This window comes from Burkholderia sp. WP9, from assembly GCF_900104795.1.
Classification (GTDB): Bacteria; Pseudomonadota; Gammaproteobacteria; order Burkholderiales; family Burkholderiaceae; genus Paraburkholderia.
Genome location: NZ_FNTG01000002.1, coordinates 1,835,831 through 1,861,005, shown reverse-complemented (window position 1 = coordinate 1,861,005; position 25,175 = coordinate 1,835,831). Strand labels below are relative to the sequence as shown.

General features: G+C 60.9%; 23 protein-coding genes. 9 read left to right on the top strand and 14 right to left on the bottom strand.

Translation table 11 applies throughout. The features are described from left to right. Positions 1 to 3: 3 nt before the first annotated feature. From hpnD to BLW71_RS29440, 4 genes are all read right to left on the bottom strand, one after another. A complete protein-coding gene (hpnD, locus tag BLW71_RS29455) occupies positions 4 to 852 on the bottom strand; it encodes a presqualene diphosphate synthase HpnD (protein ID WP_091805376.1) in 849 nt (282 codons plus the stop codon). Between the two features lie 273 nt (positions 853 to 1,125). Then, positions 1,126 to 2,064, bottom strand: coding sequence for a sensor domain-containing diguanylate cyclase (locus BLW71_RS29450; protein ID WP_091805372.1), 939 nt, complete (start codon positions 2,062 to 2,064; stop codon positions 1,126 to 1,128). Then, on the bottom strand, positions 2,061 to 2,684 hold the full coding sequence (locus BLW71_RS29445; RefSeq protein ID WP_091805369.1) for a chemotaxis protein CheC: 624 nt from the start codon (positions 2,682 to 2,684) through the stop codon (positions 2,061 to 2,063). Before BLW71_RS29445 ends, BLW71_RS29450 begins: the two co-directional genes overlap by 4 nt. Continuing rightward, on the bottom strand, positions 2,677 to 3,045 hold the full coding sequence (locus BLW71_RS29440; RefSeq protein WP_091805367.1) for a response regulator: 369 nt from the start codon (positions 3,043 to 3,045) through the stop codon (positions 2,677 to 2,679). Before BLW71_RS29440 ends, BLW71_RS29445 begins: the two co-directional genes overlap by 8 nt. A gap of 708 nt (positions 3,046 to 3,753) precedes the next feature. Here BLW71_RS29440 and BLW71_RS29435 point away from each other — a divergent pair. Both BLW71_RS29435 and BLW71_RS29430 read left to right on the top strand, forming a co-directional pair. Then, a complete protein-coding gene (locus BLW71_RS29435) occupies positions 3,754 to 6,045 on the top strand; it encodes a hybrid sensor histidine kinase/response regulator family protein (protein ID WP_091809032.1) in 2,292 nt (763 codons plus the stop codon). A gap of 226 nt (positions 6,046 to 6,271) precedes the next feature. Next, the gene (locus tag BLW71_RS29430) at positions 6,272 to 7,282 is read left to right on the top strand and encodes a hypothetical protein (protein WP_091805364.1); all 1,011 of its coding nucleotides are present in this window, start codon (positions 6,272 to 6,274) and stop codon (positions 7,280 to 7,282) included. Between the two features lie 97 nt (positions 7,283 to 7,379). Here BLW71_RS29430 and BLW71_RS29425 read toward each other — a convergent pair whose 3' ends face one another. Next, complete coding sequence (locus BLW71_RS29425; protein WP_091805361.1) at positions 7,380 to 7,934, bottom strand: NADPH-dependent FMN reductase; 555 nt, start codon at positions 7,932 to 7,934, stop codon at positions 7,380 to 7,382. Positions 7,935 to 8,300: 366 nt separating this feature from the next. Between BLW71_RS29425 and BLW71_RS29420 the strand changes: the two genes are divergently transcribed. Then, complete coding sequence (locus tag BLW71_RS29420) at positions 8,301 to 8,507, top strand: hypothetical protein (protein WP_091805358.1); 207 nt, start codon at positions 8,301 to 8,303, stop codon at positions 8,505 to 8,507. Between the two features lie 168 nt (positions 8,508 to 8,675). On the opposite strand, the gene BLW71_RS29415 is transcribed toward BLW71_RS29420, so the two are convergent. Both BLW71_RS29415 and BLW71_RS29410 read right to left on the bottom strand, forming a co-directional pair. After that, entirely contained in the window at positions 8,676 to 8,945 is a 270-nt protein-coding gene (locus BLW71_RS29415; protein WP_286162148.1) for a DUF6723 family protein, read from the bottom strand. Positions 8,946 to 8,956: 11 nt separating this feature from the next. Continuing rightward, positions 8,957 to 9,241, bottom strand: a complete 285-nt coding sequence (locus BLW71_RS29410) for a hypothetical protein (RefSeq protein WP_091805353.1) — start codon at positions 9,239 to 9,241, stop codon at positions 8,957 to 8,959. A gap of 329 nt (positions 9,242 to 9,570) precedes the next feature. On the opposite strand from BLW71_RS29410, the gene BLW71_RS41795 reads away from it, so the two are divergent. Continuing rightward, entirely contained in the window at positions 9,571 to 10,239 is a 669-nt protein-coding gene (locus BLW71_RS41795; RefSeq protein WP_177205139.1) for a hypothetical protein, read from the top strand. A gap of 223 nt (positions 10,240 to 10,462) precedes the next feature. On the opposite strand, the gene BLW71_RS29400 is transcribed toward BLW71_RS41795, so the two are convergent. Together BLW71_RS29400 and BLW71_RS29395 are read right to left on the bottom strand one after the other, a co-directional pair. Next, positions 10,463 to 10,753, bottom strand: coding sequence for a DUF1272 domain-containing protein (locus BLW71_RS29400; RefSeq protein ID WP_091805350.1), 291 nt, complete (start codon positions 10,751 to 10,753; stop codon positions 10,463 to 10,465). 134 nt (positions 10,754 to 10,887) lie between these two features. Beyond that, positions 10,888 to 12,264: a GntT/GntP/DsdX family permease gene (locus BLW71_RS29395; RefSeq protein ID WP_091805348.1), complete on the bottom strand. Its 1,377-nt coding sequence runs from the start codon at positions 12,262 to 12,264 to the stop codon at positions 10,888 to 10,890. Between the two features lie 229 nt (positions 12,265 to 12,493). Here BLW71_RS29395 and BLW71_RS29390 point away from each other — a divergent pair, with 229 nt between their 5' ends. Continuing rightward, entirely contained in the window at positions 12,494 to 13,480 is a 987-nt protein-coding gene (locus BLW71_RS29390) for a sulfonate ABC transporter substrate-binding protein (protein WP_091805344.1), read from the top strand. Positions 13,481 to 13,516: 36 nt separating this feature from the next. On the opposite strand, the gene arsC is transcribed toward BLW71_RS29390, so the two are convergent. Then, positions 13,517 to 13,876 carry an arsenate reductase (glutaredoxin) gene (gene arsC, locus BLW71_RS29385; RefSeq protein WP_091805341.1) on the bottom strand — a complete coding sequence of 120 codons (360 nt, stop codon included), beginning with the start codon at positions 13,874 to 13,876 and terminating at the stop codon, positions 13,517 to 13,519. A 1,112-nt stretch (positions 13,877 to 14,988) separates the two neighbouring features. Here arsC and parA point away from each other — a divergent pair. Then, positions 14,989 to 15,651, top strand: a complete 663-nt coding sequence (gene parA, locus BLW71_RS29370) for a ParA family partition ATPase (RefSeq protein ID WP_007178644.1) — start codon at positions 14,989 to 14,991, stop codon at positions 15,649 to 15,651. A 25-nt stretch (positions 15,652 to 15,676) separates the two neighbouring features. After that, on the top strand, positions 15,677 to 16,735 hold the full coding sequence (locus tag BLW71_RS29365) for a ParB/RepB/Spo0J family partition protein (protein WP_091805332.1): 1,059 nt from the start codon (positions 15,677 to 15,679) through the stop codon (positions 16,733 to 16,735). 57 nt (positions 16,736 to 16,792) lie between these two features. On the opposite strand, the gene BLW71_RS29360 is transcribed toward BLW71_RS29365, so the two are convergent. Then, positions 16,793 to 18,142, bottom strand: a complete 1,350-nt coding sequence (locus tag BLW71_RS29360) for a replication initiation protein (protein WP_091805329.1) — start codon at positions 18,140 to 18,142, stop codon at positions 16,793 to 16,795. A 2,091-nt stretch (positions 18,143 to 20,233) separates the two neighbouring features. On the opposite strand from BLW71_RS29360, the gene BLW71_RS29355 reads away from it, so the two are divergent. Next, a complete protein-coding gene (locus BLW71_RS29355) occupies positions 20,234 to 21,439 on the top strand; it encodes a DNA-binding protein (protein WP_091805326.1) in 1,206 nt (401 codons plus the stop codon). 71 nt (positions 21,440 to 21,510) lie between these two features. On the opposite strand, the gene BLW71_RS29350 is transcribed toward BLW71_RS29355, so the two are convergent. The 3 genes from BLW71_RS29350 to BLW71_RS29340 all read right to left on the bottom strand — a co-directional run bounded on the left by BLW71_RS29350 (position 21,511) and on the right by BLW71_RS29340 (position 23,818). Further along, entirely contained in the window at positions 21,511 to 22,593 is a 1,083-nt protein-coding gene (locus tag BLW71_RS29350) for a tyrosine-type recombinase/integrase (RefSeq protein ID WP_091805323.1), read from the bottom strand. Between the two features lie 59 nt (positions 22,594 to 22,652). Beyond that, a complete protein-coding gene (locus BLW71_RS29345; protein WP_091805320.1) occupies positions 22,653 to 23,051 on the bottom strand; it encodes a DUF2471 family protein in 399 nt (132 codons plus the stop codon). A gap of 113 nt (positions 23,052 to 23,164) precedes the next feature. Next, complete coding sequence (locus BLW71_RS29340) at positions 23,165 to 23,818, bottom strand: helix-turn-helix domain-containing protein (RefSeq protein WP_091805317.1); 654 nt, start codon at positions 23,816 to 23,818, stop codon at positions 23,165 to 23,167. 149 nt (positions 23,819 to 23,967) lie between these two features. Between BLW71_RS29340 and BLW71_RS29335 the strand changes: the two genes are divergently transcribed. Next, complete coding sequence (locus BLW71_RS29335; RefSeq protein ID WP_091805315.1) at positions 23,968 to 25,167, top strand: glycine C-acetyltransferase; 1,200 nt, start codon at positions 23,968 to 23,970, stop codon at positions 25,165 to 25,167. Positions 25,168 to 25,175 lie beyond the last annotated feature (8 nt).

The following is a 25,175-nucleotide window of genomic DNA, read 5'->3' as shown; positions in this document are numbered from 1 at the left end:
AGCTCAGAAGAGCGCGTAACGCGCGACGATCCACAGCATGCGGAGCTTCGGCTTGCGGACCTTCGTGCGCGGAATGTCGAAGCCTCGCTCGAGGGTCCGTTCGAGCAGCACGCGATACACGCCCGACATGATGCGCGGCGCGCGCACCTGGTTGCGCGGCTCGCGGTCCATGATCGCGTCGGACGCGGCAAAGTGTTGCTTGGCCCGCTCGGCGAGCGTCGCGCACACGCGCGGCAGCGACGGATCGTCGGCGATCTGCGTGGGGTTCGTCACCGCAATGCCTTCGCGCGCCAGCAATTCGTGCGGCAGATAGCAACGGTTGATGCCGGCGTCTTCGTCGATATCGCGCAGGATGTTGGTGAGCTGAAGCGCGCGGCCCAGATGGTGAGCAAGCACTCGGCCCGGCTCTTCGTCCATCCCGAATATCCTCACCGATAGACGGCCCGCCGCACTCGCGACGCGGTCGCAATAGAGGTCGAGCGTGGCTTCATCGGGCGCGCAGATGTCGGCGGCGGCGTCCATCGCCATGCCGTCGATCATGGCGTGAAAATCTTCGCGTTGCAGATGAAACGTATGAATGTGCCGCGTCAGCGCGCGCAACGAAGCACGTGGCGCGCCGGCATAGCACGCGTCGATATCGGCACGCCAGCGCTCGAGCGCGGCAGCGCGCTCGGCGCGCGGCATGTCGCTGTCGGCGATATCGTCGACAGCGCGGCAGAAAGCGTAGACCTGATACATCGCGTCGCGCTGCGCGGCCGGCAGGATGCGCATGGCGAGATAGAACGAGCTGCCGGACGTGGCGGCAGCGGCGTCGATTTCTGTATCGTCCACGACAAGATTGGAAACAGCCAAGACGATCTCCGCTGGAGGCGCCCGCTGAAAGGCGTTCAAGAAGTTTATGCCGGCCCGCAAGGCAGACGGCACGCGCGCGCGGACACGCGCGAAACACCCGGCTGGGAGGCCGGAAACGGCGAAAAGTATATCAATCTTTGTAAGAGGCCGCAGTGCCGCCAGCGAATACGGGGTCGGAAGCGGGCCTGAAGCCGGCAAGGCGGCGCGCCCGGCGACCTACCGTGGGGCGCTCGCGGCGCCTCTGGCGAGGCGGAACAGCGCCGCCGTGCGGCGTCAGACGAAGGCCACCGAACGATTGCGCCCTTGCCGCTTGGCGCTGTAGAGCGCCGCGTCGGCTTCGTTGATGAGCACGTCGTACGAAGGCACGCCCGCACGCGCCGACGCGCCGCCGACGCTCGCCGTTACCGGCACGCTCGTGCCCTGCACTTCGACCGGCGTGTCGGCGATCGTGCAGCGGATCTTTTCCGCCACGCGCATCGCGTCGTCGAGCGGCGTGCACGGCAGCAGCAAGGCGAACTCCTCGCCGCCGAAGCGCCCGAAGGTGTCCTGCGCGCGCACTACCTCGGCGACGCGTTGCGCCATCACGCGCAACACCGTGTCGCCGACGCCGTGGCCGAACTGGTCGTTGATCTTCTTGAAGTGGTCGAGATCGAACAGCAGCACCGACATATCGCCGCCGTAGCGCTGCCAGCGCGTGTATTCGTCGCGCAGGCGCGTTTCGAAGAACCGACGGTTGGCGATCCCCGTCAGGCCGTCGCGGTCGGCATATTCCTGCAGCTTCGCGACCGCTTCTTCGCGTTCGCGCTGCACGATGCTCACGTGCGTCACGTCGCTAATGGTCACGCACACGGCCACCACTTCGCGCTCGCGCATGAGCGGCATGAACGTGCAGTCCTGCTGCATGAAATCGACGCCCCCGGTGATTGGCCGGTCGTGGTCGAACTTGAAGAGATACGGGCGTTGCTCCCACGAGCTGAACGCAAAGCTGCCGAGCTGAAAGACGCTCTCGATCTTGCGCGCCAACCACACGCGCGGCAATTCCGGAAAATGCGTGAACAGCGATTTGCCGACCACCTGTTCCGGCAATAGTCCGCTGTGATCCTGCATGAAGCGGTTCCACATGAGCACGTTCATGTCGCGATCCAGCACGAAAATGCCGAACCCGACACGTTCGACCACCAGATCGCTCAACGAGTCCACGGGCACATTCATAGGCTCGACAGCAGCGCGTCGAGCGCTCCGTTCATGTGGCGAATGGATTCTTCGGCCATCAGCATCACGAGGTGGGCGCGAAAGCTCTGGTCCTCGAGCGCGAAGTTCACTTCGACCAGCAACGCGACCTCCCACTGCAGCACGCCCGGCTGGAAGACCGCGTCGAGCGTCATGGCTTCGCCGAGCAGGCCCGGCGCGGAGAACACCGGCGTGCGGCCGAGCTGGTCGAGAATGCACGACACGCATGCGCCGGTCAGCACATTCGCGACGTCGAACACCAGTTCTTTCTGGCTCACCGCCTCGTAGGCCGAGCGCGAGTACGGATCGCTGACGAGCGAACAGAGTTGCTCGATGCTGTCGCTGCGGCAGATCACCAGCGCCTCGCCCTTGATGTCGGAGCGAAAGCCCTGGCGCACCGCGCTCACGGTGTCCTCGATCCCGGTCATCTCCCGCATCGCCTGCGCCGCTTCGCCGACCGCCACCACCTTCACGCGCGGCACCGACAATTCGATGAACGCATCGAGCAGCCGGGCAAGACGTGTCGCGGCTTGGCCCATCGCCAGATTGGCGACCTCTTGCAGCGCGTCGCGCTGATCTTCGGTGAGGACTGGCTCAGACATACAACCCGTACTCCTTGAGGATAGGTAGTACCGCCTGGGGCGTCACGGGCTTGGCGATGAACGCGGCCGCGCCGAGCGCGCGCACGCGCTGCTGGGCCACCGGTTGAACATCGGCGGAGACGACGATGACGAAGGTGTTCAGATCCTCATGCTGCAATGCTTCCAGCACCTGATAACCGGTCATGTCCGGCATGGTCAGGTCGAGGAACATCACCGACGCTTTGCCTTCGCGATACAGATCGAGCGCTTCGCGCCCGTTCGTTGCGTAAGACACGTCGACCTCCCAATCCGGCGGCAATGCCTTGGTGAGCACTTTGCGGGCAAGCAGCGAATCATCGGCGATCACAATAGGCAAAGGCATGGGCGGGTCGGAAAGCGGAATTAGCTCTTTCGCGTTAACGGCGAAGCGAGGTGAGTTCTTTAGCGTGACGTCTGTTGGCTAGCGGCACAGTGCGCTGAGGCTTGCTGAAGTGCGGAATGCGGGCGAACGGGTGGTGCGCCCGGCGAGGCGTAATGGACAGAACCGGTGGGCACGCATGAAAGCGTACGCGCACGGTGGACAACGGCGATGACCGGCATGTTCGAAGCCTACCCCGTAGATGAATCTGCGCGGCCTGCGTGGATGGGCTGGTCTTTGCCGCGCGCGTGACTCCGCGAACGCCTTCCGCCACGCGTGGTACGCATGGTGCGGCTGGGTGCCCCGCGGCAGATGCGTCCGAACGTAGCGGACGCATTTTTATCATGGTGCCGATTCTCGAAGTAAAACGGCGGAAAAGCAACTCGCCAATTTCACTTTCATTAAAGAGATTTTCCCATGAAACACTATTCTTGAAAATATATGTGTAGATTCTGACCGAACTCGATCGTTTTATCCTTTTGTGTACGTTTGCGCTTCTTGTTTCCTCGCTGTTTCAAAAATCAGACGATTGAGTCGTGGCTCGATGCGAAGGACGCCGACCCCGAAGCGGCCCATCCGCCGCGGTAACTTCTACCGCCGCACCGAGTCTATGCTTCTCGTATGATGCCGACTCCCGGCCTCCGCGTTCCGAAAGACCTTCGTACAATCGACATGACACAAGACCGGTTCGACCCGTCATCCGCGAGCCGCCTTCCCCCGGGACGGCAGGATGGGGCGTTATTCCCCGCCGTGCCGGAGCAGAACTTCCAGGTGCGGCGCATTACGCTGATCGCACTGCTGATCGCGGCGATCGTGCTGCCATGTCTGTATGTGGCGGCCATGGCAATCAGCGATCTGCGCACGCGCGAGGCCGAGGCCACCGACATGACCCTGCGCACGGTGCGCGTCGCGGAAGAACACGCGCTGAAAGTGTTCGACATGAATGAGACGCTCAACTCGCGCATCGTCGATCTGACCAGCGGTCTGGACGACAACGGCATTCGCGCCCGCGAAGCGGCTATTCACGAGAAATTGCGCGTGATGGGCGGCGGCTATCCGCAGGTGGCCGCCGTATCGATTTTCGGGCGCGATGGCGCGTTGCTCGTTAGCAGCCGCTATCTTCCGTCGCCGGCCATATCGATTGGCGAGCGCGAGGATTTCAAGGGCATTCGCGACGGCAAAAGCCTCGAACATGTCTCAAAGGTCATGACCGGGCATGTCGCCGGCGAACAGGTGTTCAACATGGGCGTCGAACGAACCGGCGCGGACGGCTCGTTCGACGGCGTGGTTTCCGTCGCGCTGCGGCCTAGCTATTTCGACGCGTTCTACCGCGAATTGCTCGGCGGCAACGGCAGCGGCAACGGCACGGCGATGACCATGAGCCTCGTGCGCGTGGATGGCGCGATGCTCGCGCACTATCCACGCGCGCCGCGCGAACCTTCCGCCATGGCGTCGCAAACGCCTTTAGCCGAAGCCCTCGCGCAAGGACGGCGCGCAGGCGTCGTACGCATGTACTCGAACGTGGACGGCGAAAATCTGATTCTGGCGTTCCGTCACGTTGGTTCGTATCCCGTGTACGTGGTGTGCGGCTATCGTGCTTCGGCGATCTGGGCCGCGTGGTACCGGCACCTCGGCGTGCTGATCCTGTCGATGTTCACGCCCTCCATCGCTTTATGGTGCGTGATCTGGTTGTCGCTGCGCCGGCTTGGCGCCGAGGAGCAAGCCTGGGAGCGCTGGCAGGCCGAAGCGTCGATGCGCCGCTCGATTGAGTCGACGTATCGTCAGTCGCGCAAGATGGAAGCGCTCGGCACCCTGGTCGGCAGCGTCGCGCACGATTTCAACAACCTGCTGATGATCCTCTCGGCCAACGTGCAGATTGCACGGCGACGCGGCGCCACCGGACTCGACCGCGAATTGTCGGCGATGGAACGGGCGCTCAAGAGCGGTCAGTCGCTTACCCGTCAATTGCTCGGCGTAGCGCGCAAGCAGCCGTTGAGCAACGAGACCCTGTCACTCGAACGCTGGCTGCCGGCGTGCCGCGAGTTGCTGCGCGCGTCGCTCGGCGCGAAGGTATCGTTGGTTATCGATATCGGTGTCGAAATCTGGCCCATGTGCGTCGACGTCGCGGAACTGGAACTCGCACTCATCAACATTGCCGTGAATGCGCGCGACGCCATGCCGAGCGGCGGACGCTTCACGGTGCGAGCCACCAATATCCATTTCCGTCCCGCCGATGGCTTTCCGCTCACCGGCGACTTCGTGCAGTTGTCGCTCGAAGACACCGGGGCGGGGATGGCGCCTGACGTACTCGCGCGCGCCTTTGAGCCGCTTTTCACGACCAAGCCGAACGGCATGGGCACGGGCCTCGGCTTACCGCAGGTTTTCGCGTTCTGCGAGCGTTCCGGCGGCCTCGCCGCGATCGACAGCGCTGTCGGCGCCGGCACTTCGGTGCGGCTCTATCTGCCTCGCGCCACGGCGGAACCGGATTCCGAGGTGCCACCTGAAGCCAGCGCGGAGGTCAGCGGCACACCTCAGGGCCTGCGCATTTTGCTGGTCGAGGACAACGAGGAAGTGGCCGCGGGCACCGAAGCCCTGCTGCAGATGATGGGCCATCAGGTCACGTGCGTCTTCAACGCCGACACCGCACTACGCCTGTTCGACGATGCCCACGCACGGCGAGCACGCACGGGCGAACCGCTGCCGTTCGATCTGGTGTTATCCGACATCCATATGCCGGGCACCATGAACGGCATTGATCTGGCCGAGGCGGTACTTGCATTCGACACCAAACTGCCCGTCATTCTGGTGACCGGCTATGCGGAGGAGCTCGATCGCGCGCGCCACGTCAACGTGCGGGTGCTCTCCAAGCCTTTCGATATCGGTTTACTGGAGAAACTCCTGCAAGGCATCCAGCACGATCTGACGCAAACGGGCGCCGATCCGGCAGCGCATCCGGCGCAGTAAGGCTCGCGCTGGCGGGCGATCGACCAGATTTGACCTTTACCTGATGTTGTAAAAGCGCGGCAGCGGATGTCGCGCTTTTTTGCGTGGCCGACCGCGTGCGAGCAGGCCGCAAAGGGCGCGCGGCTCCGTCGCCTGGACCCGGCATGATCGTTGCGGCGTAACGAGGGAAGGAGGGCGGTGCGTTTGCGCGTCGTCCGTTCCGCCTAACCACGTCGGGAGACAAGCCATGCAACACACAGTGATTGGTTTATTCGACACCTATTCTCAAGCGGAAGCCGCCCGCGACACGCTTGTTCAGACCGGCTTTGCACGCGAAACCATCGAGTTGCAGGCGAATCCGGAACCCTCAGTCGGCTCCGCAACTGACGAAGTCGCTGGTTCGGGCGTGCTGGCGAATATCGAGCGCTTTCTGTCGAGCCTGTTCGCCAGCGGTCCACGCGCACCGGAGACCGCGCGCTACGCCGAGGCTGTGCGCCGCGGCGCGGTGCTGGTATGCGTCAACGCGGCAAGCGAAGCGCATGCGGATCTGGCTCGCACTACGTTCGCGAGACTGGGCGCGGCCGACATCGGCGAACGCGCGCCGGATTGGGATACGCAGACGGAATCCGGGCGCGAGCACTCTGTCCTCGATGAACTCGGCATCGGCGCGATGACGCCGGGCACGCCGCGTACACCGAATGTGTCGACCCCAGCCGCGGGAATGGCCGACCGGCCTGCCACGACGGCCGATCCCCTGTACACCGTGCCGCCAGGCAGCACAGACGCGGAACCGTTCGTGCCGCCGCCGCTCGGCGAGCGGCCGTTGATCGATCCGGTCAACGAGCCGGTCAGGGATCCGTTGGTCGGCGACGTGGGGCGTAGCGCGGTCGCCGCTGGGTCGATGCCGGGTTCCGGCGCGGTCATGCAACCGTCTGAAGTCGTCTCGGAAGCGGGCCAACCGACCGCGGGATTAGGCGGTCAGATGCCGAACGAATATCTGGAGTATGAGGAAGATTTTCGCGCGCACTACGACGAGCAGTACGCGACCGAAAATGCCCGTTATGAAGACTACGTGCCCGCCTATCGCTACGGCGCGGAAATCGGCAGAGACGCGCGTTTTCGCGACCAGCCGTGGGACGACGTGGAGCCCGAAGCACGACGCCATTGGGAAACGACCTCGCCGGAAAGCACATGGGAGCGCTTCAAGATGGCCGTGCGTCATGGCTGGGAGCGGGTGACGGGGCATCACCACGTGTAAACGTGGCAGCGCACGTAGCGGCAATGCGGTGCGCTGACCGCATTGCCGCCGTGTTCAGTATGATCCGATCGCTTCGATCATCAGCATCGTGATCGCGTCACGCTGCAGCGTGCAGCTTGACCCACGCAACGTAGCGGTCGACGAAAGTTTGCAAGAATTTACGCGTGCCGTCGTTCAGGATCTCGCCTTTTTCGTTGATGACAGCAGGGTCGTGCTTGATGAACACCTCGGGCTGGCCAAGCGTCGCGACATCGAGATACGCCAACACATTGCGCAAATGCTGTTGCGCCAGCGCGGAGCCCGTCGCGCCAACCGACGTGCCGATCACCGCGCCCGGTTTGTTGCCCCAGGAATTGGTGCCCCACGGACGCGAACCCCAATCGAGCGCGTTTTTCAGCACGCCGGGGATGGACCGGTTGTACTCGGGAGTGACGAATAGCAGGCCGTTGGCGGCTTCCACGCGCTGCTTCAACTGCTTGCCGGCTTCGGGATAGTCGGCGTCGTAGTCCTGGCTGTAGAGAGGCAACGAGCCGATGTCGATGAATTCAAAGGTGAAGTCGGATGGCGCGAGCGAAATCACCGCCTGCGCCAACTGCCGGTTGAACGATTCGCGGCGCAAGCTGCCGACGACGACTGCAATGTGATAGGCCATGATTCGCTTCCTTCTGGTGTGGTGCCCGTGGGCGCAAAGGGTACGAGTTGTCCATCATAGGCAAAAGCGGGGTGGGCCGCGACGGCGGACGCCAAAATGCATGTCCACGGCTATTGGGGACGGTACAACCGCGTTTTTGCCGGTGGATAACCCTAGGCCACGAAAAGTTATCCACAGATTCACTGAATAACCTTGTGGATAAGTGGTACTTTTGCCTTGTCAATCAAGCGCGCTTTCGGTCTAGGAATTTTTGAGGCAAACGGCTGTTTGCGGTCGTCGCGCGAGTCTGAAACGCGCAATGTCCGGCACAAATGACCGGTAACGCACGCGGCACATGAGCGAATTTACTTTTTGGAGGGTCGAGCCATGAGTCTGAATTACGCAGGAAAGTCGCACGACGAAGCGGTAGCTGCTCGCAAGAAAGTAAAGCAGAAGGCACAGGAACAGCCGGGCGGCGAGATGGCCGTCGAGGGTACGGAAGCGGACGCCCTTCACAGCAGCGGTGAATTGTCCGAACGCGGCAAGGAAGTATGGCGGCGCGGTAGCGGGATGGACGGCGGGGGGAAGATCTAATCGCCTCAAGCCGCTGATCAGCGGTCGCCACGCGTGGCGCCGGGGCCGATGGCTCTGCCGGCTCGCTTTGCGCCGCAAATTGCCGTCGCAGAGAAATGGCGCGTCAGCGCAGTTGCAAAGCTGTAGTCAGCGCGACGTTTTAATACGGATCGACGGGGTGAAACGCAATCACTCCGGCACCGCGATGTCGCCATCCACCAATTGCCAGCCGTAAGTCTCGGCAAACAACTGTGCCGCGTCGGCGTCGTCGAAAAAAGGCATGTCAGCGTGCCCCTGAAATGGGTAGATCACCCGCTCGTCGCTCAAGCGGATCACTTTCAGCGTCGGCACCGTACCGCTCGAGGTACGGCGCGACGACGCCGTCACCTGATAGTTCGTGCGGCCATTGAGGGCCGGAAGAATCGCGCGCTGCGCGCGCCTGGAAATCTGACTTGCCATTGGCGCGCGCATCAGAGGCCGGCGATCGACTGACCGGCAACCATGCCGTCAATAACCTGCTCCGCGTAACTGGCCGACGCAATGCGCGCATCGCCTGCCGCGCCGAACGGCGAACGGCTCGGCACGCGGAACACGCGACTGCTAGTCATCGTGTCGTCGGTGCCGCGTCGGCAGATTCGTACGGCGGCGTCGAAGCCGGAGTCGTAGTGGCGGGCGCCATCGAGACCGCTAGGCTGATGCGCATAGACCAGCGGATAAATCTCAAGACCTCGGTAACTTCTGATCGTATTGCTCATGGTGCTCGTCTCCGGTGAAGGCTTTCGTCGAACGGGGCGTCTGCCGGGCGCAAGGCCCCGCAGATCGCGGCAGATCCACGAAACGTGATATTGATCGACGATGCACGCGAAAAACGACCGTTTCAGTCAGGCCGGGTTGACGACACCGTGGAGCTATGTAGGAGGAAGGGGACCCCGTTCGGATCGGGGCGCTCTGATGCGAGGCGTTTGCGACAGGGACTGCGCGGTACGCGCAGGAGAACTGCAAGCTGTTGACCTACTGTAACACGTTAGTAGGGTGAGCGTTACACGCATTTGCGCGCCGGGCCCAAGTGTTGCTTCGGAGTGCCGTGTATTGTTTGCTGGTGCTGCTGGTGCTGCTGGTGCTGCTGGTGCTGGTGCTGCTGGTGCTGGTGCTGGTGCTGGTGCTGGTGCTGGTGCTGGTGCTGGTGCTGGTGCTGGTGCTGGTGCTGGTGCTGGTGCTGGTGCTGGTGCTGGTGCTGGTGCTGGTGCTGGTGCTGGTGCTGGTGCTGGTGCTGGTGCTGGTGCTGGTGCTGGTGCTGGTGCTGGTGCTGGTGCTGGTGCTGGTGCTGGTGCTGGTGCTGGTGCTGGTGCTGGTGCTGGTGCTGGTGCTGGTGCTGGTGCTGGTGCTGGTGCTGGTGCTGGTGCTGGTGCTGGTGCTGGTGCTGGTGCTGGTGCTGGTGCTGGTGCTGGTGCTGTTACACGCTATATGGGTCCAGAGATCTCCAGACGAACAAAGGGCGCCACTGCGGGCGCCCTTTCTCGCGTGCTACGGGGTTTCGACCGATCAGTTGCCGAAAAACACGTTGCAATACGAAGCCGGTCCGTTGCACTGTGCCGGGGCGGCAGCGTGCGCTGCGCCGGAAGCGGCAGCAAACAGGGCAACGGAAGCGATCAGGACGGAAAAAATGCGTTTCATGGTACGACTCCTCTTCAGCGTTTGGTTCGCGATCAAGTGCGATCGATGGAGTGAAGAATATCGATTCAGCGTCCGCTGACAAACAGCGGAGACAGGAAGACAATTTCTTGAATAATGAAATAATCCGGAAGAATTCCGTGGTGAGTTCCACGGAAAGGTGCGCTTAGCCCGTTTGTAATCGGGCGCAGACGCCGTCGAGGAGACCGTCGGTACGGTGAAGCGCGAGAGCTGAAGCGTGGGTCGAGTGGGGGGGCGGCGGATCGCGGTTTGGGCACGACGGGCGCGTGAGCGCGCCGCGTCGTCTAGCGCTCGCTGGGTGGTGTATCCCGATAACGATCGAAGAAACGCGCGTGCGACGCTTCATCGACGGAAATGGGATGCGGGGTCGTACCGGCCGGATGCTTTTCGAGTTGAGCCCGGGTGCGAATCGGCCGACGCTGGAAATTGCCGCCGCAATTCGGGCACACGTTACGCAGCCTGGTGAGCGCGCACACCTCGCAGAAGGTGCACTCGTAGGTACAGATCATGGCGTCGGATGCATGTGGCGGCAGTGACTTGCCGCATCCTTCGCAGGACGGTCTCAGTTCAAGCATGGTGGCTCCGCGTTTTCAGAAAAGCGAGGCGCGTTATGGCACCTCGCCTGCCGGCCAGTGTAAGCGGCGCCGGCAACCCGCAATGGACAGCCGGGCGTCAATTCCTGCCAATGCCGCGAAAGCCAGTTCCACCGTTACGTGAGCACCGTCCATAACGCAAACGTGAGCACAAGACCGACGACGGACACGATCGTCTGCAATACCGACCAGACCAGAACGGTCTGCTTCAATTGCAAGCCGAAGTATTCGCGGACCATCCAGAAACCGGCATCATTCACGTGGCAGAAGAACACCGAGCCCGCGCCGATCGCGAGCGCCATCAGCGAATTGTGCGTCGTGCTTAAACCTGCGACTACCGGCGCCACGATACCCGCCGTCGTGGTGGTGGCTACCGTCGCCGAGCCCGTCGCCTGGCGCAGCGCGACGGCGATGAGCCAGGCCAGCAGAATCAGTGGCATGTGCGCGCCGACCGCGATCTTGCCGATCGTCGTGCTGATACCGGCTACCACCAGCGCCTGCTTGAGCCCGCCGCCGGCACCGATGGTCAGCAGCAGCGCGGCAATCGGCGGCAAGCTCTTGCGCAGAATGCCGCCGACCCGGTCGCGCGCCATGCCTCGCGACCAACCTAGCGCCACCACGGCGAACAGCACGGTGAGGCCGAGCGCGACCAACGGCTCACCCAGGAAATTCAGCGTGTTGAACAGGAACGTCTCGGGTTGAAGCAGCAGCTTGGCGACCGTGCGGCCCAGCATCAACACGACCGGCAACAGGATCGTAATGAGTGAGATCGCGAAACTCGGCGGCTCGCCGGTGTCTTGCCTGCCGCTGAAGAGCTTGCCCATTTCTTCCGGCTCGGCGACATGCATCCGCTTGGATAACCAGATGCCATAGAGCGGACCCGCGAGAATCACCGCGGGAATCGCGACGATCAGGCCTAGACCGAGCGTCAGGCCGAGATCGGCATGCAGCGCGCTCACCGCGATCAGCGGACCCGGATGCGGCGGCAGCAGCGCATGCAGCGTGGTCATGCCGGCCAGCGCCGGAATCGCGATACGCAGGATCGGCTGCTGCGAACGGCGCGCCATGACGAAGATGATCGGCACCATCATGACGAGGCCGACTTCGAAGAAAAGCGGTAAGCCGATGATCAGCGCGACGAGCGCCATCATCCACGGCAGCGTACGCGGCGTGGAGTGCTTGAGAATGGTTGAGACGAGACGGTCGGCGGCGCCGGATTCGGCCATGAGCGCTCCGAGCATGGCGCCGAGCGCAATGATGATGCCGACGTCGCCGAGCAACGCGCCAGCGCCTTTACTGAACGCGCTGGCGACGGCCTCGAGCGGCAGGCCGGCGGAAAAGCCTGCCGCGAACGTGCCGACCAGGATCGACAGAAACGGCGCGAGCTTCAGCACGCTGATGAAAACGATGATCAGTGCCAGCCCGAGCGCGCAAGAGAGGATCAATTGGGTGTCGTGGGATGACCACGGCGCGAGTGTTGTTGTCAGATGCACAGTGTCCCTTTTGGTCGAGCGAGTGACGCAGCCGCAGTTGCGCGCGGATGCCGAATTGTAGCGACGGGCGGTGGTTCAACGCAGGAAGGCGGCGAGATCGAGGTCCGGCAAACTTCGTTTGCTCGCGTGATTTGCTTATGCGAATTTATCGGTTCGTCCAGGCTTGCAGACGAATTATTGTCGGAGCCAACCGGTCCGTTTCGCGTCCGTCTTCATAACGAGCATCTTTATGTCACGTCATCCACTGCTCACGCGCCGCGCGTTTATCGCTGGTGTGGGCGCTTCGCTGGCCGCCGCCACGCTGCCCGTCGTCTCCCCGTCCGTCTTTGCCGCCGATGCGCACGCCAAAGAATTCCGCATCGGCTATCAGAAAGCCGCCAATACGCTGGTATTGCTGAAGTCGCACGGCACGCTCGAAAAGCGTCTCGCGCCGCTCGGCATCACTGTCAAATGGACCGAGTTTCCTGCGGGGCCGCAGTTGCTCGAAGGACTGAATGTCGGCGCCATCGACTTCGGCTATGTCGGCGAGGCGCCGCCGGTGTTCGCACAGGCCGCCGGCGCGAACTTCGTCTACGTCGCCTATGAAATTCCGACGCCGCACGCCGAAGGCATCCTGGTGCATCAGGATGCGCCGATCAAAACGTTGGCCGATCTGAAGGGCAAGAAGATCGCCTTCAACAAGGGCTCGGATGTTCACTGGTTTCTGGTTGCGGCCCTGCAGAAAAACGGCGTGAAGTACAGCGACATTCAGCCGGTCACCCTGGTGCCCGCCGATGCCCGCGCGGCCTTCGAGCGCGGCGCGATCGATGCCTGGGCGATCTGGGATCCGTTCCTCGAAGCGGCAAAGCGCCAGTCGAATGCGCGCTTGCTTGCGGATGGCGAGGGGATCGTGAGCCATCATCAGTTCTTCCTGAGCGCACGGTCGTTTGCGCAACAGAACGGCGATGTGCTTGCGATCACGATGGACGAAGTCGGTAAAGAGGGAGGCTGGGTGCGGGGCCATTACAGCGAGGCCGCCGCACAGCTCGCGCCGATTCAAGGGCTCGACGCCGGCGTGATCGAAGCGGGCCTGCGGCACTACGCGCACATCTACAAACCCGTCGATGCGAGCGTGCTCGCGGAGCAACAACATATCGCTGACACGTTCAGCGAATTGCACATCATCCCGACGAAGATCGTGACCAAGGATGCCACCTTGCCTGCTAGCAAGGTATAGACAGCCGGCGTCCGCTTGCTCGCTCTTTTAGGCCATTCAGGCGAATAGTGCGGCGACGTTTTCGGGCGGGCGGCCGATCACGGCGCGCCCGTTTCGCACGACAATTGGCCGTTGCAGAAGAATGGGATGGTTCGCCAATGCTTCGTATAACTGAGTGTCGGTCAGCGAGACGTCGGAGAGGCGGAGTTCTTTGTACTCGGCTTCGGTGTCGCGGATCATGTCACGGACTGCGCAGCCTAGTTGCGCGTTGAGTTGCTTGAGCTGTTCAACATTAAGGGGATGCTTGAGGTATTCGACGATTTCCGTTGCTTCGTTTGCCTTGTTGTAGGTGGTGGTAATGAGCTCGCACGCGGCGCGCGATTTTGAGCAGCGAGGGTTGTGATAGATCGTGATCATGGGTTGGCTGGGGTAGTGGTGGCCGTCGGTCTCGCGTGCGTGGAGGCGATGGCCGGGTGGGTCGGTTGTTGGGTAAGGATTTTAGCGGGTGGGGAGATGCGCTGCCGCTAAGCATTCGTATTGGCGGGCTCGGCGGGTTGTTGGAGGCCTCTGATCGGCTGAAGCAGGAGACTTTGTTCATCTCGCGAGCGAGGGGTGATGAGAATGCTCGGCTAGGCTTTTACGTTGAGGGTGTTATTTTTTTGGTCCACGCGTAAAACGAATTTATTAAGGTGTGTGGAATGGGGATTGGTGTGCTGGACCGAGCTAGGGTTTTAGGGCATGGGCTACCTTTGCATGGACCCAATCTCGTGAGCTCGCACAGAGTCATGGACACTTGAACAACATATAGGCTGCCCTCTTTCATTCGCAAATGCCATGGGCACCCGGCCTATACCAAGACGCCGTCAAATCCTGTGCGGGCGTTTTTGTTTGTAGTGGTTAGAGTTTTCGCTTTATGCGCATAAAGCGCGTGAACCGGCGTTTCGAAACCAACTCTCTTGCGGCGTAGATCACTCTTTGGAGGCATGGCGCTGTTGAGCCTTCTGCAGGCGAGGCCCGGCTATCGGCTGTATGCGCGAGGTCCGGAACTTCGATCGCCGTGCTGACGCCTCAAAGCGTAGACATCACTCGCCTCGCGAGGCGTCATCGGCACAGATGATCCCTGCGGCCACTTTATGCGCATAAATTTTTTTGGCCGGCATACGCGGACCTATCTGTGCGCTCGCAACCAACCCAAGTCGCCCGACCATCGATGCACGCGTCGAGCAACCGCAACTCTGCGGCCACTGCCTTGCGCCGAGTTCGCTAAACGGCAAGAGCACCTCCAAGCGCGAAGTGGCTATTAGACCTAGGCCACCGCCCGTCGTTATGACCCAGCGGTATCCGCCGTGCACGCGTAGCGCCCGCAAGCATCCCGTCACTTCGGCAACGTCTGCATCGCTACGCCGCTCCTCCTTTATGCGCATAAACCTATCCCAAACGGCTAATCCTTATCGCGTTTACACAAAAACGATTGAAATACAAAATCATCCAGGTAAAATCCATCTGCGTCTAAAAAGAGGAGGTGAAGATTGGCAGCAGAAATCATCGCGGTAACTCAGCAGAAGGGTGGGGTCGGGAAGAGCACTATCGCGATGCACTTGGGCGCTGCGTTTCATGAGAAGGGCAAACGCGTTCTTGTCGTCGACGCAGACGGCCAAAACACATTGATCCACTGGGCCAGTGCATCATCCGACGGCGATACCGGGATCCCCTTTCCCGTCGTCAATCTCTCCGAGGCCGGCAGCCAGATCCATCGCGAGATCAAGAAGTTCGTAGCTGACTATGACATCATCGTCGTCGATTGCCCACCTTCTATCACTGAGAAAGTCTCCGGTGTGGTTCTGCTCGCCGCGAGCGTTGCCGTGATTCCGACATCGTCATCGCCTGCAGACTATTGGTCGAGTATTGGACTGGTGAAGCTCGTCCAGCAAGCGCAGCTCATGAATGAAGACCTGCGTGCCGTATTCCTCCTCAACAAGACCGAAGAAAAGCGGATGCTGACGCGCGAACTAAAGCGTGCGTTGGAAGAGCTTGGGTTTCCGTTGCTAAAGACACAGATTCCGACTCGCGAGGCCTATAAGCAGGCCATGGCTTTAGGGCAGACAGTGCTTCAGATGAACGATCGCGGCGCCAAGCTTGCCGCCATTGAAGTACGGGCATGCGCGAATGAGATCGCCGCTTTGCTCCCGTGAAATTTATGCGCATAAAGGACCCTGAATGAAACCCTCCCAATTCGCCAAAGGCTTTCAAGCACGTCCTGATTCGACCAGCAGCGAAAAGCGAACCGCGCTCGATCGGCTGAATGCCATCGACGGTCTGGTTAAGAACGACCCCAGGAATAGCGAAGCAGCGGCGCGCATCGTCGCACCCGTTACACCGTCGCAGAGCATTACCGAAGTCGACGCCGTCGATGTTGCCAATGAATCCGCAGCCTACCGCGCATGGCGGATTGAGCACGGCTACCGGCCTGGACAGATCATCGAGCTGGCGCTCAAAACGATCAAGCCTAGCCCGTTCAATCCGCGGCATTTCTATTTGAAGTCGTCGATTGCCGAACTCGCAGTCAACCTGGCAAAGCAGGGACAGCAGCAGGCAATCCACGTCATTCCCGATTACGACAATCCCGGCACCTATTTCGTCAGCGATGGCGGACGGCGGGTGCGCGCATTGAAGGAAGCGAACAAGGAATCGGTGAAGGCAACCGTCATCGATCTGCCCATTGGTATCCAGAGCTACAAGCTCGGCTACGACCTCAACGTCCAACGCGATTCGCAGACCGTGTTCGACAATGCGGTTGTATGGAGGCGCTTTCTCGACGATCGGCATTTTCAAAGTCAGAAGGAACTCGCCGAACACCTCGGGTTGGACGAATCGACGGTGGCCGTCGCCTTGTCGATCTCCAAATTGCCCGAGGTCGTCATGCATGAGATGGTCGCGCGACCGGACCGCTTCGGCTCGAACATGGCCTATCAGGTGGGTCGTTACCATGCAGCTCGTGGAGCCGACGCAACCCTGCGTTTGATCAACAAGATCCTCTCGGACGACCTGAGCACGCGGCAAGTCGCTGACATCGTCAAAGGGAGAGCCAGCGCACAGGAAAGCACTAAACCGGCAGGCCGCCAACGCTACGCGCAACGTCTGGAAATCAAACTCGATGGTGTATCGGTCGGTGATCTCAAATCGTACGGGGACGATCGAATCGAACTGCGCTTGAAAGGGCTCACGCGCGAGAAGCGTGACGACATCCTTCGCCAGATTGAGAAGATGCTGAAGTAAGAAGGGCTGATACAGTGGTGGGGTGGGGCGACATCGACAGCCCCACACTCCGCTCGATTACGCCGCGCGCGATTGGCTCAGCGTGAAGGCTAGCAAGTCCCCGTCGGTAGGTTCACCCCAAGTCTTGCGAGCCAGCCAATCGAAGAATGCCGTCTCGACAATCTTCGAATCCAACCCGCGACGGCGCCAGTCGTCGCGCATATGTGTGCCGAGTCCCGGCAGTTCATCTTCCTCAAACGACTGCCGCGCGATCTCCCGCTCGGACTCACCTTGCTCGTCGTACAGCTCGCGCGCTTCCTTGCGGCGATATGCCGAATACTCGCCGAGCAGTCGGGCTTTGAGGTCGTCGGCCGGCGCGGCCACCGCGGCCTTGCCCGCGCTACCGGACGGCAGCGCTTCGACCGGCGGCGCATAACCCTTCTTCAACGCGTCCTTGAACAGCGCCGGCGCGCTGCGCACCGGCGGCAACGACGTGCTGCGCATGCGTTGCTCGGTCATCTGAAGCGCGGCGCGAATGCGATTTTCTTCGCTATCGGCGTACAGCGTTTGCGCCTCTTTCAGCGGGATGCCGATCTTCACCATACGGTCGACCAGCGTGCTGTCGAACACGTTCGGATGTTCGTCGAGTGCGAGCATGGGTTGCTTGCGCTCGGTCACGCGAAACTGGATTTCGGCGACGCGGCGTCCTTCGCGATGTTCGATCAGTTCGACGAAAATATTGGTGACGGCGTTGACCTCGGCAATAGCCGGGCGCAAATAGTCACGCTTGAAGTACTTGTACTCGCGCTTCGCCTCATCTCCCGCTTCAGTGTCCGGCGTGCCGGAGAGGATAGGACGCCACCATTCCCACGTCTCGCGCATCGTCAGGTGACTCGGGTTGGTCAGGTAGCGCACGCAAATCTCGTAAAGCGCGAGACCCGCGCTACTACGCAGTTGACTCTGGAACTGGAGACTCAGACGCGCGTACTGAACCGGATCGAGCAGCTTCTTCTTGATCTTCGGCGCAAACGAGAATTCCACCCAGACGCGACGGGTGGTGGGATCTTCGAGAATTTCAGCGTCGGCGATCAACGTGGAAATACCCCATTTCCGACCCGGCTTCTGACTGGACGTGCCGGTGCTCCATTCGACCTGCACCGAAACCATACGCCGCAAGTGCTCCTTGACGAGCGCTGTGTCGTTGGAATCAAACGCCGAGTTCGCGACGATGTCGGACAGCAAAGCCCGATAGGTGTCGCCCGATTCGTCTGCTTGCTGGGCCACGGCGAGGAGCACGTTGAACAGCTTGCGGGTAAGGAGCGTGATTTTGCCGCTCTTGGGCTGAATCGCGATCGCCTCGACGGCTTTGCGCAATTCGGCCGAACTCGGGCTGACTACATCGGTCTTCTTGGCGCGCTTCGTGGCCATGCGTCTGGTCGAGGAGGGATTTGGCGAGAGCATACCGGCTGCGGTGATACCCGTCTATAGCGTAGGTCTCACCGTTCGCGGTGAAGTGAGTTTACGAGGTGCGACTCACCTCCAGCAACTCCCGAAAACCCTCACCTCAGCTATTTCGCGCCAGGTTCGGGGCATCCTTGCAGGTCGCGGACTTGGCAATTTCGGGCCATTTGTGAGCCGCGGACGAACGCATGCGATTCCCTCCCGAATCTTCTCACCTCAAAAATTTTCGCGAATTTCGATGCGTGGCGCGCTCGCGGACCGGGTGCAATCTCGCACCGCTCAAACTGATGAACAAGTTTCGACCATCGTTGGCAGCAGGGGAGCGGAGCGCCGGCGCAAAACGTGTGAAGCCCGCAAGCGAAGCGTTGAATCGGCGTCACCTGGCCTAGCCCGTACGCCGGGACGTGCACCGCGCAACAACAGGCGTCAGACCGGCTACAAGCCTCCCGCCGCCCTAATACGGCCCCGCCCACTAGCCTCTGGCGTCCACGCGACGCAATCCCCGGTCGAGAGAGGCCCCGCACAGCCAACGCAAGCATGGCACTGGATCGCCTAGTCGGGACACCGGCGCAATTGCCTTTCGCGCATCGCTACAACTACCACTTGTGCACGCCTTATTGGCGGTACCTAACCAGAGCGCCCAACTCGACGGGTTCGCTCGATCGTCTCAAATCCCCCCGAAAAAGCTCACCTTACCGCTGGTGGAGCGCTTGGAACGACGCGGCCTCCAGAGGTGATGGGCCCCCAAACCATCGAAAAACCGTCCCGAAAAGCCTCACCTCAGAGGCATCCGGAGGGATCATCCGACCTGCAAACAGAGCCCCCGAAAAACCTCACCTTTGCGAAACACCCACAAATTAATCAATTATTTCAATGACTTAAGTTTGATGTATTCGCGATGCCATCTAGGACAGCCCCCGTAAAGTCTCACCTTAAAGCGCATTTCGGTGAAATGCGGCATTGCCGATCGCCGCCACGACGGTCCCGAAAAACCTCACCATTCGAATTCTTCGACCACAAAACAGAATCGGATTCGGTGCCGTCAGCAGAGCCTTTCCGGCCTATAACAGGCATTTTGATCCCGTATTTACTCACCTCACGGATCACGCGCCCGTAAAAAGACTCCTGAAAACTCTCACCTTTACTGCGATTCGAGCACATTTCGCAGACGGCTCCTCACGCAGAAGCCTGCCTCCCGAATTTCCTCACCTTAGTCATCCCGGGGATCGACGAAGCTCATCAACAACACACCGAAGGTCAGGTCGAAACACAGCCTCACTCCCGAAAACCCTCACCTCAAGTGCCGGAATGCACAGAAATAAGGCAAAAACGCCACCCGTGCCCCGTAAAACCTCACCTTCGGTTCCCGTTTTCTCCCGACTTGACTCACCAATGGGGTAAACGAACTCAAAATAAGGCCAGAATTGAGCCTCGGCGCGCATCCCGAAAGCGCTCACCTTACCTGTTACCAACCCTCGAACTGACTTTTACGCATGGCCGGGCGATCCAGGGGATTCAGGTCCCGCAAACCCTCACCTTTGCCTCTACTGCACTTTGGGGGTGGTTCCTGAACCCGCTCACGTTCTGTCCCGGACCCGCTCACCGAGGCCCCCGAACCTAATCACTCGAGAATCCCGCAAGACCTCACCACCTCTCCCGCAAAGCTTCACCTTACCAGGCTGGAACCCTTGCCAGATAAGGCTTTGCCGTGGCGTTAACGTTTTTAACTTGGGTTCAAAGGTGTTTACTTTTATTACTCTCTAGAATTTCACCCCGCGTGTCCTTCGGACAAAGCCTTCCAACCCAAGTAGCCTCCACGACATGTTCGTGAAACAGTACGCGATCGCTGGAAAAGCTTTAAAAGCTCTTTCTTTACAAGAACTTATTGGCTATTCTTCGTTTTGTTTCACGGAAAAAACCGGGTAGTACTAATCCGTCACTGCACATTGGCCACCCAAGTACGCCTTTTTGCCGATTCATGATCGACCAAGACAAATACGTAGCAAACAATACGTAAATTGTTATGATCTATCCAATTCGAGCGACATCGAGGTATACATGAATCTGGATCAGGAACGGCAAACCATTCGGAGCGAGCTTGAGGCGCTGCGCGCCAACGGAGCTCGGCGGCAAGATCTTTCGCTACATGCGTGCAAGCGACTCTTTTTTGATCTGGGCATTCGCCCATCCATGGCAGCGGTTCGCGATCTGACCCAGACCGGCAGCGCGAGCGATATCCCAAAAGACATCGACCACTTCTGGGAACGCATCCGAAATGTGTCGCGCGTGAAAGTTGGCGCCGGCGCTATCCCCAAAGCATTGGAAGACCGTGCCGGTGAATTGCTCGGCGCACTTTTCGAAGAAGCCGTCACACACGCCCATGCGACGCTCGCTGAAGAACGTGAGGAAATGCGCGCGCAAATCGCCGCCGCCGATCAGCGTGCTCGAGAAGCGGAAATTCGCCAGCAAGCATCCGAAGACGCGATCAAGCGCAGCGAACTTCGAGCGGAGGCAGGCTGGGAGCGCGCTCGCGCCCTCGAGACCGAGTTATCGAGCGCGACCACGCACGGCAATGCTCACCAAGAGGGGTTACAGGCAACAGTGCGCCGGCTCGATCAAGAAAACGAAGCGCTTCGTCAACGTCTCGACAACGAATTCGCGACCAATGCGACGCTGCGGGACCGGATCGACGCATTGCACGTCGAACTACGCCAAAGCACGGAACACTATGCGCAGCAGATCAAGGATGCAGTGGCTGAAGCCGAGCGGCGCGTCAAACCGATGTTGGTCGAACTCGATTCGTTGCGCAGCATGGCGGCCACCTACCAGTCCGGTCTCCGCGACGCGAGTCGCAAAGAATTTGAATTTATTCAGCAGATCGCGTCGGCCAAGGCGCGCGGCGACCGACTCGACGCCCAACTGCGCGAGCAATCCGACGAAGTCGATGCGTTGACAAAAGAGGTAGAAGTTTTACGCGGCCAGCAAGGTATTGATCCCGCAATCGCCAGCCTACTCTGCTCACTGGTCGAAGCTGGCCGGCTGACGGACGACGAATTGAGAATGATCGGCACCGCAGCGGACGGTCATGTGGCCCTGCCGCTGCGATGCCCCAAATGCGAAGAAGGTGAGCCGGAGTTGTCGCAAGTGGATCACCGTTTCGAGCTGCAATGTCCCGAGTGCGATCACTCGTCGGGCCTCGGCGAATCAAGGCTGGAGGCGGTTCGCCGGTTTCAGTCGAGCGGAGCGGTTTCGGCCTCCGCATGACGTTTAACGCGCCGCAATAGCGGATAAGGCGGCAAAGGTGAGGAAATTCGGGACTAGAAAGGTGAGGAACTTCAGGACTCGCCAGCTCCCCTTTTCCTCATCAAACGCCCGTCACGCCTAGGTGCGGCCAACGGAGGAACGGCCGGATCCGGAATATCCGCCGCAGGGGAATCCTGCTGATCCACCCAGTTTTGCCATGCGCGATACAGCCGGTTTGCTGACACCGCCTGCACAAATCCCAGCCATTGCCCGACCAGTTCCGCCTCGACCCCGCTCTCGAAGAGATCCGCCGCAAAAGTGTTGCGCAATGTCTGCGGACTGGCTCGCGACGCCCTCGATGCGGCAATTCCCGCGCCATCGATCAAGGCGTCCACCGCGCGCAGCATGGTGGCTTTATGCATGGGCCTTCCAGAGGGCGATGCCGGAAAAACCAGATTGCCGGCCAAATCCGAAAGACGCCTTTCGGCGAGCCATGCATCGAGAATCGCTGCGGCGAACGGTGCGAGCCGTGTGCGCCGCGTGAGCATGGGATTCGGGGACTCGATCGTCACCCAGGGCGAGCCGACGATCACGCAACTAACCGTAAGTGAAGCGGCTTCACCGGTTTTCAATCCACCACCTAAGAACACTGCGATCAACGCACGGTCGCGCCGCTCTCGCCAACGCTGCGCCACGGACAGATTCGGCAACGGTGAAAACAGATGTGCAATCAACGCGGTTCGTTCGGCGTGGCTGAGAAAGCCAGTCGGCTCGTTATCGCGCGCGTTGCGCCACGCTGCTTCGCCATCCTGAGCAATGAAGCGCGCCGGATTGGTCGAAGCCGATTCGATTTCCCGCACATGATCGAGTACGCGTTCGATGAGTCGTAAATAGCGTACGCGCTGAGTCTTTCGTACGTCGAGCCCGGCGACGAATTCGGCAATCGTGTGAGCATCGACCGTGGTCAGACTCTTCTCGCGCATGCCCAGCCAATCGAGAAAAAGCCCCCACTGCGCCTGATAGACTTCAGCGGAAGAACGCCGAAAATGCTGCTTGGCAAGCCATGCGTCGAAAGCGATTTGCGGGTCACGTCGCCAGTCTTCACGTTGTTGATCGAACAGATCCGTGGAAGGCGCCGGACGAGGTACAGGGTCAGTCAGATGAGGGGGAGACATGCGCTCATATTTCCGTTAGTTGCACCTATTGTAGGTGGCAACGGATGGAAATGCAGCGACTAGTCGCCCCAGGCGCGTGCGCGCTTGAGAGGCGCATTCTGCGGTGACGGTTGTGCAGCGCGGCGTGCCGCCTCTTCATAGGCGCTCACTGCGAACGCGAAAACCGCCGGCAACGCCGTGGAGGTACCAAAGTCGACTGCCTCATCCGTTTCCGGATAAGGCAGATCGGATGGCCGCTGAAAGAGTCCCAGCATCAACGCGTCGTGCCGGCTGGCGAACCCGAGATCGGCGAGCGCTTCGGCTTCGATGGCATGCAGCAACCGCCATGTGAGCGGCACCTCCTGCACGATGTAGCGCGCGGCAATATTGCGCACGATGCGTTCGAGATCACGCGCCGCGGTTTGATAGCGCAGCGCGGCCAGAGCATGGTCGGTCGAGTCGGTTATCAGGTTGTTCATTATCGGCTCCAATCGATACCCTGTACTGTACAAATATACAGTGCTCGATGCAACCTTGTCTGAAGTCCCGATTCCGCCAACTGCTAGTCACGGCGCGCCTGACTGCCTGACGATCAGCCGTGTATCACGACGAGCAGCGCCTTCGCCTCGCCCTTGCCGGCGTTGCGGATAGCATGCGGTTCGTCGGCGACATAGCGCGCGGTGTCCGCCGCCTTGAGCCGTTTCGTCGTGCCGGCCGCCTCTATCTCGATCGATCCGTGCAGCACGGTCAGATGCTCGCGCGTGCCAGGCTCGTGCGCGTTCGAAGCCAACGCCCCGCCCGGCTGCAGCGTCAATTCATACCACTCGAACTTGCCGGCGAGATCGATCGGCCCCCACACGCGCAACTGATACTTGGCATCGTGCCCGCTCAAGGTGGGAATCTCGTGCGGACCGGAGACGGCGATCGCTTCCGGCGTCTTTTGCGGCGCGAACAGTGAATCGAGGCTGACGCCGAGCGCGTTAGTCAGGCGCCAGGCGACCGCAATGGTCGGATTGGCCTTATCGCGCTCGATCTCCGAGAGCATCGATTTCGACACACCGGCTGCGCGCGACAGGTCGTCGAGCGTCATGCGCCGTTCGGCGCGTAAGCGCTGAATCTGCTCGCCGACGCGCGGCGGCGCCGCGATTGCGGGGCCCGCGGTTGCGGGGCCCGCGGTTGCGCCTGAGGCGGGTGCCGCGTTGGCCGCAGCGCGGCGGATACCCGAACTTGCCATTTCCTGACCCATCGTTTAGAGTTGTTCGACATACCGGATTTTAGTTCGGAAAAACGAAAATATCCGATAAAACTGACAGCCGACTATAACAGGCCGCTCCGTGGTCGCACATGCCGAACACGCTGACACGGGCGCTTTCACCCATTTCAGGAGTCTGGTTCATGCGTGACCTTTACCTCGCCCATTTGCGCGACACCCTCGAGCAGATTCGCGCTGACGGTTTTTACAAGAACGAGCGCGTGATTGCCAGCCCGCAATCGGCTGACATCCGTCTTGCCAACGGCACGTCCGTGCTGAACTTCTGCGCGAACAACTATCTGGGCCTCGCCGACGACGCACGATTGATCGACGCCGCCAAGCAAGGTTTGGATACCGACGGCTTCGGCATGGCGTCGGTGCGCTTCATTTGCGGCACGCAAACCGTGCACAAGGATCTGGAAAAAGCGCTTGCCGCGTTTCTGCAAACCGACGACTGCATTCTTTACTCCAGTTGCTTCGATGCGAATGGCGGCCTGTTCGAAACCTTGCTCGACGAAAACGACGCGATCATCAGCGACGAACTGAATCACGCGAGCATCATCGACGGTGTGCGGCTTTCCAAGGCGAAGCGCTTTCGCTACAAGAACAACGATCTTGCCGATCTCGAAGCGAAACTGATCGAAGCGGACGCTGCTGGCGCGCGCTTCAAGCTGATCGCCACCGACGGCGTGTTCTCCATGGACGGCATCATCGCCGACCTCGCCGGCATCTGCGATCTGGCCGACCGTTACGGCGCGCTCGTGATGGTCGACGACTCGCACGCGGTGGGTTTTGTCGGTGAACACGGACGGGGCACGCCGGAACATTGCGGCGTGCTGTCGCGCGTCGATATCATCACCGGTACGCTGGGCAAGGCATTGGGCGGCGCTTCGGGCGGCTATGTAGCCGCGCGCAAAGAGATCGTCGAGTTGCTCCGGCAGCGCTCACGTCCTTATCTGTTTTCGAACACGCTGACGCCGAGCATTGCCGCCGCATCGCTCAAGGTGCTCGAACTGCTGGCCAGCGAGGAAGGCGCGCAACTGCGCGCACGCGTGCGCGAAAACGGCGCCCACTTCCGCGGCAAGATGAGCGCGCTCGGCTTCACGCTCGTGCCCGGCGAACATCCGATCATTCCGGTCATGCTCGGCGACGCGCAACTGGCTTCGAAAATGGCCGATGCACTTCTGAAGGAAGGCGTCTACGTGATCGGCTTCTCGTTCCCGGTGGTGCCGAAAGGCCGCGCGCGCATTCGCACGCAGATGAGCGCCGCGCATACGCGCGAGCAGATCGACCGGGCGGTGGATGCATTCGCGCGCGTCGGCCGTGAACTCGGTGTGATCTGATACGGAGG

Coding starts and splice junctions, on each gene's coding strand:
- BLW71_RS29345 (WP_091805320.1), bottom strand. CDS start 23,051: ATGAACAACCTGATAACCGACTCGACCGACCATGCTCTGGCCGCGCTG.
- arsC (WP_091805341.1), bottom strand. CDS start 13,876: ATGATCACGATCTATCACAACCCTCGCTGCTCAAAATCGCGCGCCGCG.
- BLW71_RS29365 (WP_091805332.1), top strand. CDS start 15,677: ATGAAACCCTCCCAATTCGCCAAAGGCTTTCAAGCACGTCCTGATTCG.
- BLW71_RS29420 (WP_091805358.1), top strand. CDS start 8,301: ATGAGTCTGAATTACGCAGGAAAGTCGCACGACGAAGCGGTAGCTGCT.
- BLW71_RS29360 (WP_091805329.1), bottom strand. CDS start 18,142: ATGGCCACGAAGCGCGCCAAGAAGACCGATGTAGTCAGCCCGAGTTCG.
- BLW71_RS29415 (WP_286162148.1), bottom strand. CDS start 8,945: ATGGCAAGTCAGATTTCCAGGCGCGCGCAGCGCGCGATTCTTCCGGCC.
- BLW71_RS29430 (WP_091805364.1), top strand. CDS start 6,272: ATGCAACACACAGTGATTGGTTTATTCGACACCTATTCTCAAGCGGAA.
- BLW71_RS29400 (WP_091805350.1), bottom strand. CDS start 10,753: ATGCTTGAACTGAGACCGTCCTGCGAAGGATGCGGCAAGTCACTGCCG.
- BLW71_RS29450 (WP_091805372.1), bottom strand. CDS start 2,064: ATGAATGTGCCCGTGGACTCGTTGAGCGATCTGGTGGTCGAACGTGTC.
- BLW71_RS29350 (WP_091805323.1), bottom strand. CDS start 22,593: ATGTCTCCCCCTCATCTGACTGACCCTGTACCTCGTCCGGCGCCTTCC.
- BLW71_RS29435 (WP_091809032.1), top strand. CDS start 3,754: ATGACACAAGACCGGTTCGACCCGTCATCCGCGAGCCGCCTTCCCCCG.
- BLW71_RS29440 (WP_091805367.1), bottom strand. CDS start 3,045: ATGCCTTTGCCTATTGTGATCGCCGATGATTCGCTGCTTGCCCGCAAA.
- BLW71_RS29340 (WP_091805317.1), bottom strand. CDS start 23,818: ATGGGTCAGGAAATGGCAAGTTCGGGTATCCGCCGCGCTGCGGCCAAC.
- BLW71_RS29390 (WP_091805344.1), top strand. CDS start 12,494: ATGTCACGTCATCCACTGCTCACGCGCCGCGCGTTTATCGCTGGTGTG.
- BLW71_RS29355 (WP_091805326.1), top strand. CDS start 20,234: ATGAATCTGGATCAGGAACGGCAAACCATTCGGAGCGAGCTTGAGGCG.
- BLW71_RS29445 (WP_091805369.1), bottom strand. CDS start 2,684: ATGTCTGAGCCAGTCCTCACCGAAGATCAGCGCGACGCGCTGCAAGAG.
- BLW71_RS29335 (WP_091805315.1), top strand. CDS start 23,968: ATGCGTGACCTTTACCTCGCCCATTTGCGCGACACCCTCGAGCAGATT.
- BLW71_RS29410 (WP_091805353.1), bottom strand. CDS start 9,241: ATGAGCAATACGATCAGAAGTTACCGAGGTCTTGAGATTTATCCGCTG.
- BLW71_RS29425 (WP_091805361.1), bottom strand. CDS start 7,934: ATGGCCTATCACATTGCAGTCGTCGTCGGCAGCTTGCGCCGCGAATCG.